This window comes from Mucilaginibacter agri, assembly GCF_009928685.1.
Taxonomy (GTDB): Bacteria; Bacteroidota; Bacteroidia; order Sphingobacteriales; family Sphingobacteriaceae; genus Mucilaginibacter; species Mucilaginibacter agri.
Genome location: NZ_WWEO01000043.1, coordinates 244,839 through 258,556, shown reverse-complemented (window position 1 = coordinate 258,556; position 13,718 = coordinate 244,839). Strand labels below are relative to the sequence as shown.

At 43.6% G+C, this 13,718-nt stretch carries 6 protein-coding genes; 3 read left to right on the top strand and 3 right to left on the bottom strand.

What is annotated here, in order from left to right; genetic code table 11:
- Nucleotides 1-26 precede the first annotated feature (26 nt).
- Both GSY63_RS13975 and GSY63_RS13970 read right to left on the bottom strand, forming a co-directional pair.
- Nucleotides 27-416 (bottom strand): four helix bundle protein, encoded by a 390-nt coding sequence (locus tag GSY63_RS13975; protein WP_166586440.1) that lies wholly within the window; start codon nucleotides 414-416, stop codon nucleotides 27-29.
- Between the two features lie 43 nt (nucleotides 417-459).
- Nucleotides 460-1,944: a MiaB/RimO family radical SAM methylthiotransferase gene (locus tag GSY63_RS13970; RefSeq protein WP_166586439.1), complete on the bottom strand. Its 1,485-nt coding sequence runs from the start codon at nucleotides 1,942-1,944 to the stop codon at nucleotides 460-462.
- Between the two features lie 115 nt (nucleotides 1,945-2,059).
- Here GSY63_RS13970 and GSY63_RS13965 point away from each other — a divergent pair, with 115 nt between their 5' ends.
- From GSY63_RS13965 to GSY63_RS13955, 3 genes are all read left to right on the top strand, one after another.
- Nucleotides 2,060-3,886 (top strand): hypothetical protein, encoded by a 1,827-nt coding sequence (locus tag GSY63_RS13965; RefSeq protein WP_166586438.1) that lies wholly within the window; start codon nucleotides 2,060-2,062, stop codon nucleotides 3,884-3,886.
- Between the two features lie 3 nt (nucleotides 3,887-3,889).
- Nucleotides 3,890-5,719, top strand: a complete 1,830-nt coding sequence (locus GSY63_RS13960; protein ID WP_166586437.1) for an AsmA family protein — start codon at nucleotides 3,890-3,892, stop codon at nucleotides 5,717-5,719.
- 110 nt (nucleotides 5,720-5,829) lie between these two features.
- Nucleotides 5,830-6,546, top strand: coding sequence for a head GIN domain-containing protein (locus GSY63_RS13955; protein WP_166586436.1), 717 nt, complete (start codon nucleotides 5,830-5,832; stop codon nucleotides 6,544-6,546).
- A gap of 62 nt (nucleotides 6,547-6,608) precedes the next feature.
- Here GSY63_RS13955 and sov read toward each other — a convergent pair whose 3' ends face one another.
- Nucleotides 6,609-13,709, bottom strand: coding sequence for a T9SS outer membrane translocon Sov/SprA (gene sov / locus GSY63_RS13950; RefSeq protein ID WP_449560056.1), 7,101 nt, complete (start codon nucleotides 13,707-13,709; stop codon nucleotides 6,609-6,611).
- Between the last annotated feature and the right edge of the window lie 9 nt (nucleotides 13,710-13,718).

Genomic DNA, 13,718 nt, shown 5'->3' with positions numbered 1-13,718 from the left:
AGAATCGGGACTCTGTTCAATAACAATTAAGATTTGACTTCAGATAACTCTTTGTCGTTTACTATATATTCACGAAAGTTGAAAAGCATCTTTTGAACTTCACCTAACAATTCGAATACGCTTCTCAGCACATCCACGGAACCGTAACCTCTACGCTCGCAAATAATCAACGGGGTTTCCAATTCATACGATGACGAGATCGATGTAGACAAAAATTCTGCAAAATGTACGTTTGTCCGTTTTCCGCTCCCTTCAGCAATATTTGAAGGAATTGATACCGAACATCTGTTAATCTGATCGATTAAATTATACTTTTCCATCACGGGCAATCCTTTAGAAAACTCGAATACCAAATCAGCCAGATCCATTGCCTTTTGCCAAACCTTCAGATTCTTGAAATTGTGTCTTACTGGCATTTTTCTGTCCCGATTCTTGATTCTCGATTCCTGATTCCCTCAACTAATCAACAATCTTACCCATCAAAGTAGCTGTGGTACAGCGTTCAGCAAGCACATTTACGTATTGACCGGGTTTAAAGCGTTCGTCGACCGGGAAAATAACCATCGAGTTCTCGTCGCTTCTTCCGCAATAGTCGTTAGCCGATTTTTTTGAATAACCTTCAATCAGCACCTTTTGTACCTTACCAATTTTTTCTAACAAGCGCAAATGCGCGTGCTCCCTTTGTTTAGCAATGACTTCGTTTAAGCGACGAGCTTTCACATCCTCTGGAATATCATCAGCGTAGCGTTTTGCTGCCAAAGTTCCGGGACGCTCAGAGTACATAAACATATAGGCAAAATCATATTTCACATAATCCATCATGCTTAACGTTTCGGCGTGCTCTTCCTCCGTTTCGGTACAAAAACCAGTAATCACATCGGTTGACACGGCGCAACCCGGAAGTATTTCCCTGATAGCATCGATTCGGTTCATATACCACTCGCGGGTGTATGTACGGTTCATAATGTCCAACACGCGGGTGTTGCCAGATTGTACCGGCAGGTGTATGTATTTACAGATGTTATCATACTTTTTCATGGTATATAAGACCTCGTCGGTAATATCTTTTGGGTGCGAGGTAGAAAACCTAACCCGCAAATCGGGGTTGATTTGGGCTACCATTTCGAGCAGGTTGGCAAAGTTAACAACAGAAGCCTCACCTAAATCTTCAGAAGAAGCGCCCTCAACAGGTAACTCCCTCTCCTCCGGAGAGGGCTGGGGTGAGGCCGCAGCCTTCCATTTATATGAATCCACATTCTGCCCTAATAAAGTAACCTCGCGGTAACCTTCGTTAAACAGATCGGTACATTCTTTTACAATAGATATGGCATCGCGACTGCGCTCGCGGCCGCGGGTAAAAGGTACTACACAGAACGAGCACATGTTATCGCAGCCACGCATAATAGATACAAAGGCGTTGATACCATTGGTATTTAACCTAACCGGATTAATATCGGCATATGTTTCTTCGCGCGACAGCAACACGTTTACAGAACGCTGGCCGCCGTCGGCTTGCTCTATCAGGTTAGGCAAATCGCGATAAGCATCGGGGCCTACTACAATGTCAACCAGCTTTTCCTCTTCTAAAAATTTCGATTTCAGGCGTTCGGCCATGCAGCCCAATACACCTACCACCATACCCGGGTTACGTTGTTTGGCAACCTTAAATTCTTTCAGGCGGTTACGTACGCGCACTTCCGCATTTTCGCGAATAGAACATGTATTTATAAAAATTGCATCTGCAATTGTAAAATCATTGGTGGTTTCGAAACCTTTATCCAAAAGGATAGATGCTACGATCTCGCTGTCGGAGAAATTCATGGCGCAGCCATAGCTCTCAATGTACAGCTTACGGCCATTTTTATCAGCCTTAGTTTCCAGCATTAAAGCTTCACCCTGTCTGCTCTCGTCATGTGCTTTATCCGGAAGTACCAAATCCATCATCAGTATTATCAATTAAAAATGTTTGCAAAAATACATAAAAAACAAATACGCAATGACAGTTTGTCAGCTTTTAACAAAATCATGATTTTACTGTTGTAAAATAAACTTCTATCCGATGCCCGAAAAACATACCACGCCAAAAGCCCCACGCAGATGGCCTTATATCGTACTTATTATCCTGCTACTCATAGCCGGCACAAGCTACTTCTACTATCACAAATACATTGCAAGCAACCGCTGGAAGCCTATCTTACAAGCTAAACTCAAAGAATTGGTCACCAATTCGAGCGATAGTTTATACCATATCGAATACTCTAATTTCGATCTTAACCTTAAATCGGGCGATGCCGTGATGACTAATTTTAAGCTGATACCCGATACCAATGTGTATAACAAACTGGTTGCGCTACACAAGGCGCCCGATAACCTTTTTACCCTTGGCGTAAAGCAACTCACTATTAAAAACGTTGGTGCGCGCAGGGCATATCAGGATAAAATCCTCACGATAAGCCAAATCAGCATAGACCAACCCGACCTAACCATAGTGAATAAGCGATTGCCTTTTAATGATACCGTTAAAGTGGGCAAGCCTAAAACACCTTACGACATGATTAGGAAGGTGTTTAAACAGGTTAAGATAGATTCTATTGCCTTAAAGGATATCAGCGTAAACTACATTAACAAAAGCAACCCGGTAGTTAAAAAGAACGCCTTTAAGCACCTCGATATTAACATATCAGATATTTATCTCGATTCGCTGTCGGCAAAGGATACCAGCCGGTTTTATTATACCAAAGGCGTTCAACTTACACTGCACGATTATCGTTTGGCCACGCCGGATAGCCTGTATTATATCAAGCTCAAACAGATCTATTTTTCTACCGCCCAGCGAAAAATTATATTAGAGAAAGTCGGTCTGCACCCGCGTTTTAGTCGTAAGGGATTTTACGAAAAATTAGGCCATTCGCAAGACCGCTTTACGCTCGACTTTAAACGCATTGCTATTAATGATATAGACCTGCAACAGTTTCTACGCAACCAGAAGATTTATGCCAACACCATGGATGTAAGCAACGCCAATGTAGAAATCTATAATGATAACGTTTATAAAGGGCGCACCAAAAAATCAAAAATTGGTAAAGACCCACACCAGGCACTGCAAAAGGTGGCTGTAGACCTGCGACTTAAGCGGCTTAATATATCCAACACCGATATAACTTATGCAGAACATGATGCCAAAAGCAACTATACCGGCATGATTACGTTTAACAACACTAATGGATATTTCAGCAACGTAACTAACGATGCCGATGCTAAAAAGACTAATCCGTATATGGTTGCCCACCTGGATACCCGCTTTATGAATGCCGGCAATATGAACATCAATTTTAAGTTTAATCTTACGGATAAGGCTGGTGCGTTTAATTACTCGGGCAGACTGGGGCAATTTAACGGGCAGGTATTAGATAAACTGGTGAAACCACTGGCCATGATCCATGTGCAATCTGCAGATATAGATCAGCTGAAATTTAACGTTGATGCTAATAACTACGGCGCAAAAGGGATGCTGCAGTTTTATTACAAAAACCTCCAGGTTGATTTTTTGAAAAAAGACGAAGATGCAGATACATTGAAGAAAAAAGGCATGGTATCTAAACTGGCTAACTCTTTTGTAATTGAGGACAGCAACCCGGACAAAAAGGGCGCTTTCAGACCGGGGCCAATAAGCTTTACACGCCCGGCTACGCTTTCGTTTTTCAGCTTACTGTACAAAGCTTTATTAACCGGTTTAAAGCCCAGCGTTGGTTTCGATGCCAAAACCGAAAGTAAGGTTAGTAATATTCTGCATATATTTCATAAGTTTAAAGGGGCTGATAAAGACAAAAAGAAAAACGACGAATCGCCTAAGAAACCAGATGACCCAACCCAAAAACCTGATTAATTAATGGCGTTAAAGTTTTTAAAGCAAAGGTGGCAAAAAGTACTATTTATCGTTATCCTGGTTTTTGCAGTTGTGATTTTGGTATTGGCTATGCTGGTAAACCGGTATTGGTCGCCCATTTTATCTGATAAGCTGAAAAGCACGGTTGCACAAAGTACAGATAGCCTGTACGAGGTTAATTTTGATGATGCGCAATTACACGTATTGCAAGGCAAAATCGTTATTCATAACATCACCTTAAAACCCGACACCGCTGTTTATAATCGCTTAAAGAGTGCACACCTTGCTCCCAACAACTTATACGAGCTGCATGTAAAAAAGCTGGTATTAAACCATATTCATCCTTTTAGACTTTACTATTCGCACAAACTGGATCTTGGTGAAGTTATTTTAAGCGCACCCATGCTCCGTGTATCATATCAACTTAACCACGCCAAAGATACTGTTGTAAAAGACAGGCGCACTTTATACCAGCAGATCTCCAAATCGTTAAAAATGATTCACATCGGCACAGTGATGCTTAACGATGTAAAGCTGCGATACGAAGACCATAAAGGTGCCAAGGTTGCCGTGTCGGAATTGAAAGACCTTAATCTTAGCGCTACCGACCTGTTGATAGATTCGGCAACCCAATTTGATAAAAGCCGCTTTCTGTATTGCCGCGAAATGGCTGCAGAGCTCAACAATTACAGCGGTAAGTCGGCCAATGGCTTATACAGTTATAAAGCAGAACTCATTAAGTTCTCCACCCGCACGGCACAGCTTAACGCTTACAATTGCTCGCTGATAGCAACATACGGCCCCAATGAGTTTTTTGAAAAGACTTATCGCGATCGTTTTGTATCGCATCTCGACTCGCTGCAGCTTAATAATTTCGACTTCGAGATATATAATAAATACCATACCATCAGGGGTTCAAACCTGATACTTAAAGACGGCAACATCAACATATTTGGTAACCCGCGTACTGATTCGGCTAAGTTAACCGAAGATAAGATCGGAAGTTTCCCCAATGAGGCCATCCATCGCATTCCAAACCTCAAGATCGATACCATAAGCCTCAATCATATTAATTTGAAATATGAAGAGTTTAACAAAAAAACTAAGAGAGCCGGCTTTATTACCTTTAATCATATTAACGGGCATGTTTACAACGCTACAAATGATTCTGCCTCGTTATTAAAAAACAATATGTGCCGAATTAATCTTCACAGCATGTTTATGAATAAAGGGAATCTGGATATCAGGTTCAGCTTTAATCTTACCGATAAACTCCGCTCTTATAGTTATAAAGGTAATATGGGCCCGATAAATATGCAGGCCATCAATCCGGCGGCAGTTCCCTTGGGTTCGGTGTTGATCAAATCGGGGCAACTGAATGGATTAACGTTCGACATACATGGCAACAGCGAAGCAGCAACAGGCAATGTTACCTTACTTTATAACAACCTTAAGATCAAATTGCTAAAGGCCGATACCGTTCAACAAAAAATGAAACGAATGACCATCGCCTCATTTTTCGCAAATTCGTTCATCATTAAACATAATAACCCCGATGTAGCGGGTGAGCAACCGCGAACAATTTCTGTAAACTACAAACGCCCGGCTAATTTCCCTTTCTTTAAAACCGTGTGGAAAACCATGTACAGTGGCATTAAACCAAGTTTTTTTGATGAGAAACTTCAACAGGATATGAAAAACCGACTGGACGAGCATCAAAAAGACAAACTCATTCATCAGCAGAAAAAGCAACAGCGGATAGAGACGCGTGAAAGAAAACGAAGAATAAAAGCCGCTTACGAAGCTCAGAAAGCCCGAAATCAGAATATTTAGTATTTTATTTCCACCCCTCTCTTTAACCCGCCGAGAAAAATATTGGTTGGAGATGCAACGTTTAAACTATTTATTTTGTCTATTATAAAAACGCAATAAAATTATAAACTATGAAAAAATCAATCTTTGGCTTGTTTGCCGCGGTGTTAGTGATGGCAGCAACCTTAAAGGCTTCGGCACAAGACGCTTCACAACAAACACGCAATGTATCGGGCTATAGCAAAATAGGTATAGGCGGCCCTTTTAAAACACGTATCATAATGGGCGATAAAGAAGGTGTTGTACTTAACATCGACGCAGATTATATAGACAAGGTAGAAACCGTGGTTGAGAACGGCGCATTGAAAGTTCAATTCAAAAAATCAACTTTCAACTGGTCGCAAAGCTATAATATAAAAACCGCCAACGTTACTATCTACGCTAAATCTCTATCTGGTTTGGCTAACAGTGGCTCTGGCTCGGTAACTGTAGAAGGCGCTATCTCATCCCCAGATTTCGCCCTGGCATTAAGCGGTTCTGGTTCTATTAACATTCCAACGGTTAAAGCAACCGGCGAATTTAAAACGACCATTAGTGGTTCTGGCAGTATCACCATTGCTGGTAGCGCCCCATCTGTAAGCGCGGTAATCAGCGGTTCGGGCGAGATCAAGGCTAAAGAATTCAGCACCCAAAATGCCAGCGTTACCATCAGTGGTTCGGGTAATGTATACTTAAAGGCAGACAAGCAAATTAACGCAACACTAGTAGGTTCGGGAAGCGTATTTTACTCTGGCAACGCACAGGTAAACTCACATAAAGTGGGCTCGGGCACCGTACAAAAGATGTAATTCTTCGTTAACTATTAACTGAATATATATCTAAAGCATCGCTGGCAACGGCGGTGCTTTTTTTATTGAAGCAATAGTTTAAGGTTAACACCGAAGTTGCTGAAAGCGGTGTTAAATGCCTGCGAGGTATAAGGTTTGGTGATGTTAGAGTCGAAGAAGATACTCATGTTAAACCGCTGATTGATCACATAATCAATAGACGGCCTATAGGTGATGTTCTTGGCTCCCGATGATATTTCCGCACTCTCCACATCGGCACGGTATATCAGGGTTTTATTATCCCTGATAGCTACATCCAGCTTAAAGTTCATGTCGTTATTTAGCTTTACATCACTAAACCAACCAAACGGGAACCTGAAATTTTTGGTACGATAACCGAAGCCCAATACCACTATATTTTCGTTTTGCTGGGCTAGCTGGCTGTTCAATAAACTCATGCTAAGCGTACGGCTTTTGCGGTACTCAAAATTAGTAGTAACACTATTCTTAAACCTAATATCCATGCCCAGCAGCGGTACAAACTGCTCGAAAATGGTAACCTGCGAAAACTGATAGAAGGGCAGGAAGTCGTTATTAACGTCGCGGGCAAACGAAGCGCCGCTTTGCTCTTTGTATTGCAGCAGGGTATTATAACTATTAATAGTATACGTTGAACGATAGCCATGCCGCAGGTCGAACGAATCGAACAAATCCTGGAACCATGGGATACGGCTTAGTCCGTTGTAAGTGATCTGCCAGTTCGGAATCGGGAAACTCGGGAAACTATTAAGGCTGGCATTCGCCGCATTTTTACCCGTATAAGCAGCCAGGAAAGATGAGACCAGTACGTTTTGTTGATTGGCGCTGTAACCATCGCCGTAGCCATCAGTCGTTCCTTGTGAATTAGGGTTTTGCTTAGCCAATCTTTGCGAAATAATAGTACGGTTATCCAGCATTTTCTGGAAAGTGGTTGAGGTATTGTCAACACCCGAAACCTTAGAGAACGCTGTTGCAATAGACATGTACGAGATACTGTAATCGCCAGTAGTTATCGGGCTCAGGTTTTCGAAACTATTGGTAGTAGCCAGGTATTTAAAGTTGGTTTGGTAGTTACGATCCCGCGTTCTAAAAGCAGTAAGTTCTATACGCAGATCACGGAACGGTTCTATCACACCCCTGAAGTGCATATCTTCATTCAACGTATTTACATAAAGCTGATTTTGCAGCGTATCTGTTGAAATCCATCCATTTGCCGCAGCCTTAGGTCGCAGATCGGCCTGGCTACCCAATAAGAAACCCAACCCTGGCGCATTGTACGTAAAATCCTGCCCTCCAAAGTTTGAGTTTGGTAAATAACCAGGTAAAAATGTACCCTCTGTACGGGTATAGTTACCACCCAGATTTTTTATACTGGTTAACAACCCGATAAAGAACCTGCTCACCCCGCTTCCATTCTTAGCGTTTTGATCGGCACCGCTTTTACGAATAAAACCAAACTTGTTGTACAGGGTCATCATGTTCAAGGTTGGGTTCAACTGTATGGTGCGCGAGTTTTGGATGCTGTTACCCACATCGTATTCCGAACTATTTAAAGCAAACTCTGGCTGGCTTTGCCAGTTAAAGTGGGTGCTATACCGTGCTACCATACTCACAAAATCCAGCCCTGGTATTTTGTTAAACGGCACATTGTAATTAAAGTTGAGCGTGTGGTTATAGTTGGTGGTACGGCCCAGTTTCAGGAGGTTATCCCAAAGCGTATCACGTTTTAATCCGTTAACGCGGCCTGCAGGTTCGTCAACTACCGAGAGGTTGGTAGCGTCGATATCCATCTGCAGGTTTTTGGTAAGGTTCCAGCCTATGCCGTAAACCCGGGTAATCAGGAAGTTTTTGTTAAAAGTGGTCGGTATCGGGATGTAGTTATTCGGGTCGTTATTACGCAGCGTATTTTCCGAATAAAAACGATCGAAGTTGATACTAAAATTTAACCGCGAAGGCAGCAAACTGTAGTTAAAATCCTTAAGCAAAGCCAGCAGGTTACTTTTGATCACCTTATCAAAAGGGGCATAATATTTAGGCTGATTGTTATAGTTATAAGCCAGTGCTACCCTATAGGTTTTCTGCAAATCACTCTGGGTAATAAAATCGTGGTGCTGGTACTGGCTATAAGCGTATGTTGCGTTAAAGTTCTCTATATCCCACACATGATTCTTAGCCGCAGGGTCGGTTTTAACTTTATGAATATTGGTAAAGTTTATACTCTTCCGCATGGTATAATCCTGGCTCACGCTCTTTATCGAGTCGCGCTCCTGCGATGTTGTGGCCGCCGCCAATGACGATTTGAGCAATATATCCGGCGAACCAGGGTCATACTGCGGCATGGCGGTTTGGTTAGATACGTTTACAAACATCGGGATGTGGATACCGCTCCTATCCGGAAAAAACTTGCCGAGCTCAACGTTGGTAGCAATATCATATGCCTGGTTATCGCTCCGGCTCCTATCGCTCACGCCCTGATCTATCGCACCGAAACCGATGGTGCTTTTACTACCCGCGAGTGATACGTCGGCAAAATCAGCAAGCTTGGCATTAAGGCGCGCGGTAGCAGCCCAACCTCCGCGCTGGTCAAAGTCTGTTAAGCGCAACTCGTTAAACCACACAATGGCGCTCTTGTCGGCTCCATCATCCGCAGTATTGGTACTGGCACCTTTGTAAGGGTTACGCACCCCAAGCATAATCGTTCGCAGGCGGCTTAGATCCGGCTGGCCCTTAATCGTAATCTTATTATTACCATCTATCAAAGTATATGGCTCGGTTAGTGGCCAGGGCTGCCCGTTAAGCCGCGCATGGTTACGCGCCAGTTTAGCATTGGTTAATAGTTCGAGTTGCAGGTCGAGGTTATTTTCCTCGGGCCATATCGCATTGGGGTCGCTGGTATTTGGCAATGTTACCTTTAGCGGAATCTCATACTCGTAGTAGTTATCCTGGTAATCTACCCCCAAACGGATAAACGCGCTCAGGTCTTTATCTTTCAACTGCGCACCCTCTGCGTGGATAAACATGTTAATGTTTTTGTACGATCGCAAGTCGTTATAAAACGTACGGTAGGCTGCCCTCGAGTAACCGTCGCGCAGGTTATTCACCGTTACCGAAAGCGACTGCTCATTCAGCCTGGTGTCTGTACGCAGGTTATTGTAGTCGCGCTGGCGGGTAATACCGGGCGGCACTACGTAAGGGATCGGTGTACGGGTACCGTTCTCTTCTATATTCACCGTACTTACATCGAGGGTAGAACCATCGAGCGGCGGATTGATCAACGCCGGATCGGCTATTACCTTAGTGGTGCTATTCTCTGTATTATAGTTACGCCACTCACCACGTTCAAACTGTAAACTGGCGAAACGCAGTACGGCAGTATCTGCAAAGTTGGTCATAAACATCCGCACAAAACGGATGGCTTTAAAATCTTCGATGTTACCAACCTTGGAGGTGTAATCCGTAATCGGTATTCTAAACTGGTACCAGGTAACAGATTGGGTTGTGCCGTCGGCCAGTTTTACCTGCGAGGTGATCTTATCCGTAATATAATTTTGGCCAACTAACAAATCTTGTGGGCGCATAGATACCTTATATTGGAAGTACTCATCGGCCTGGCTCATGTTATTATCCCTGTTGATGTCTTCGCCATCTGGCAAAGAGGTAGAGGCCGAAGTTTCTAACCCAAGCTCGGCTTGTGACTGTGCCGCTGTTTTAGAGTTACCTTCAACGTTATTGTACTTGCTATAACGCTGTAAGATACCCGCGTTAGCCTGATCCAGCGCCGGGCCGCGATAGTATTGATAGTTATCTGATGAAGGGTCGGCGGTTGCAGCAGTTGCAGCCGGAGCCGCTAACACACTCTTTACTTGTTGTACGTAAGGTGCAAATTTTGCACGCTCATCGGCATCATTTAAACCGTCCAAACCTACATCTTGTAAGGCGCGCGAGCTTTCGTTATTGTCAAATGCGTTAATCACCGGTTGTAAACGAGGTACACGCCCCCATGCAGTTTCATCAACCTGGGTTAAGTCGCCGTTTACAGGCAGACCATTCTCCAAACTCTTACGACCGTCTTTTAAAATATCTTCGGAGATACTACCTAAGTTGAAGTACAGGTCGCCACCAGCTGATTTAGGTTTATAGATAAAGGGGTCCATCACCCAAAATGAAATAAACTCCACGTTTAAAGATTCGAAATCGTTAGTCTCAATTTTGCGGAACATACCCCCCCAACGGTTGCGCGGATTTTGAAGCGTACCATCACTGTTAATACTGGTGGTGGTATAGTTATATGGACCACGTATAGTTGGATAGTAAGCTAAATCGAGCGTTGGCAAAATAAGCGGCTGCCCGGTTACCGATTGCTTGTAAGGGAAAACCTCAGTTTGCAATACCTGCCTTACATAATGGTTTGATAACTCAACTTTAGTATTCCCGGTTAAAACCGAACTGGTATTGGTGTAAAATATAGGGTCGATATTGTAAAAGGCCAGCCTTGCGCGGTTATAGCCGTAGCTCAGATCGTTAAATGTTTGCGATTCAGGAAACATTTGCGGCGTACCCGAAAGCTGCCAGGCGATAGCACTTTTAATATCGATGATAGACCGGCTGTTCTCAAAATCGTCCAGATAGGCCGTACCTTTCTTAGAGCCGGCAAAGTTTAAAGCGCTGGGGCTTCCGGGTAGCAACTGGGCAAACTCACCATTAAACGTAACGGTAGACGGCGCTTTTGTGTTGATCAAAGGAATCTTATCCACCAACCGCGTCAGCATCCTGGAGTTGGCGCTATAATTGGCATCAAAGCCCCAGATGGTATTGGAGATAGATTCCTCGCCAACAATTTCTTTTTGGGTGATTGGCTGCTCGGTAAGGTGCATAATAGTAGCTCCCACGCTCAAATTATTGTTCACCTTATAATCCAACCGCGACCCATACAAAGACCGCTGTTGTACACCGAACAATTCGTTATTTTCTATCCTTACCGTAATGGGCTGGCCCGATGAAAGCAGGGCGGTATTTAAAATACGAATCCGACCGCTGTTATAGTCGACGGTAAAGTCTGTACCTTCTACCAGCTTCAGGCTTCCGGCGTTTACGATAACCGATCCTTGTGGAATATTTAAGGCATTCAACTGATAATCTGACCCGCCCTGCGAGGAGAAAGTTCCCTTAATAACATACCGGTTTAATTGCGGAAAAAATTGCTGTGCAATGGTTTTGGTACTATCATACAAAGGTTGATAAGTGTACCGGCTAATGAGATCTGTTTCACCAGGTGCAAACTTGGTAGCCAGGTCGGAACCGAAAGGCTCGATCGTAGGGAACATGACTCGCCCATTTTGCGAATCTATCGTGATGCCCTCTAAAAAGTCGAAATAACCATCGGGTTGCTTATCGTTCTGCTGGTTTAAATTATCCAGGCCAGCGAGTTGGAGCCAGAGTTTGCTGGTGGTTCGCGTACCCTCGTCCATAATCGGCTTTTCAATTCCTGATTTCTCATCCAGGCGGCTGATGATCATTTTGAAATTGGTTGGACTGATCTGATAAGCCCCCAGCGAATAGATGTTTTTCATCATCAAATCCCAAGTTGGCAAGTTGGTTTTCAGCAGTTCGTTCTTGAGCAATTTTACATACAACACGTTAGGATTAACCGGATCTACAGGTATATCTGTAGAAAACTCACCCACCTGATACTCTACGCCGTTATAGGTATAGCGATAGGCTACGGCCAAAACCTCGTCATTATTAAGCGGGTAGTTTAAAGAGATATAACCCAGTTGTGGGTGCAGCGTAAACTCTTTTTCGGTAAGCTTACGTGCATAGGTAAGTTTAGCATAGTTATCTGTAGCGCCGGTAGACTGGAAGTATTGTGCGACAGCATTTGAGTTAGTCTGCCTTGCGCCTGCAGGCAGGTTACGTAAAAGGTTGTTTGATTGCTGCGGAAAGTTATTACTTAAAAAACCTGCCGGTAGGCCCGAACCGCCCGCCCCGCTTATCAATGTGGTATTATAAGGGTGATTTTCGCCCAAGTCCAGGAGGCCTAAGATATCGCGCGAATCGGTAGTGGTGCTGGTACGGTTAGTGGTCCAAACCTCAATTTTAGTAATGTTTACATTGGTACTGATGATTGGGATATTAGCCAGCGCCTTGTTGTAATTATTGCGGAAAAATTGAGATAAGAAATAGTGTTTGTTAGCCTCGTAATCGGCCGGCGTAAGCCTGAACTCGCCCTGCTGCGATCCATTAGTGATGGTAATGGTTTTCGACTGCGAACGTTGTTGCGAGAAAATACTGGTTACGTTAAGGTTACCAAACTTCAATTTGGTTTTTACCCCGAACAATGCCTGACTACCCGTAATTAATGAGGTATTTAATGGCATGCTAACAGTACCAGCCTCAATCTTCTGGATAATCTCATCGGCATGCCCGGTATAATCCAGCTTTACCTGGTTATCAAATTGAAACTGGGCATCGGTATTATAGTTGGTAGATATCTTCAGCTTGTCGCCAATGTTACCCACTACGTTCATCTGGATCTTTTGGTCGAAGTTAAAGTTGAACACACTGCGCTGCTTGGTATTAAACAGCGGGTTTTGATTACTATTAACCTGGCCTGCAAATATCATTTCTGCCGATCCCTGCGGGCGGATATCGATGGTGGAGCTACCGAATATCTGCTCAAACGTACGGCTGCGGATATTAATCTGCGGTATAAAGCCCGGCTGTTGCGAGGCGTATGCGTAATTATCAGAAAGTTGTTGAAAGTAGTCGCGCTGGTTTTGGCGCTGCATTAATTCGAGATACTGTGAAAAAGTTAGGTATTGTGGTGCCCTGTAATACAAATTACCAACTTTCTCTATCAGAATATAACGGTTGGTTGCGGCATCGTAAGTTATGGTACGTACCAGGTTCGGAGGGTCGGGCACTAAAACACCTTCTCTTAAACGTGTATTTCGTGTTCCCGAATTTCGTATTTGTTGTTGTACAGTAACAGAATCCCGGCGAACTGGCGCAGTGGCTGGTTGTGGTGTACGGGTGGTATCTTTAGGGGTTGTGGGGGTTGGCTGTTGGGCAAAGGCGTACTGGCTACCGCCAAAAGCAGCAAGCAATAAATAAAAAACTACAACTTTGAGCGTAGGGTTTTTAATCAAGCGTTT

Excerpts from the sequence above, each read along its gene's own strand:
- GSY63_RS13970 (WP_166586439.1), bottom strand. The coding sequence starts at position 1,944 with ATGATGGATTTGGTACTTCCGGATAAAGCACATGACGAGAGCAGACAG.
- GSY63_RS13960 (WP_166586437.1), top strand. The coding sequence starts at position 3,890 with ATGGCGTTAAAGTTTTTAAAGCAAAGGTGGCAAAAAGTACTATTTATC.
- GSY63_RS13975 (WP_166586440.1), bottom strand. The coding sequence starts at position 416 with ATGCCAGTAAGACACAATTTCAAGAATCTGAAGGTTTGGCAAAAGGCA.
- GSY63_RS13955 (WP_166586436.1), top strand. The coding sequence starts at position 5,830 with ATGAAAAAATCAATCTTTGGCTTGTTTGCCGCGGTGTTAGTGATGGCA.
- GSY63_RS13965 (WP_166586438.1), top strand. The coding sequence starts at position 2,060 with ATGCCCGAAAAACATACCACGCCAAAAGCCCCACGCAGATGGCCTTAT.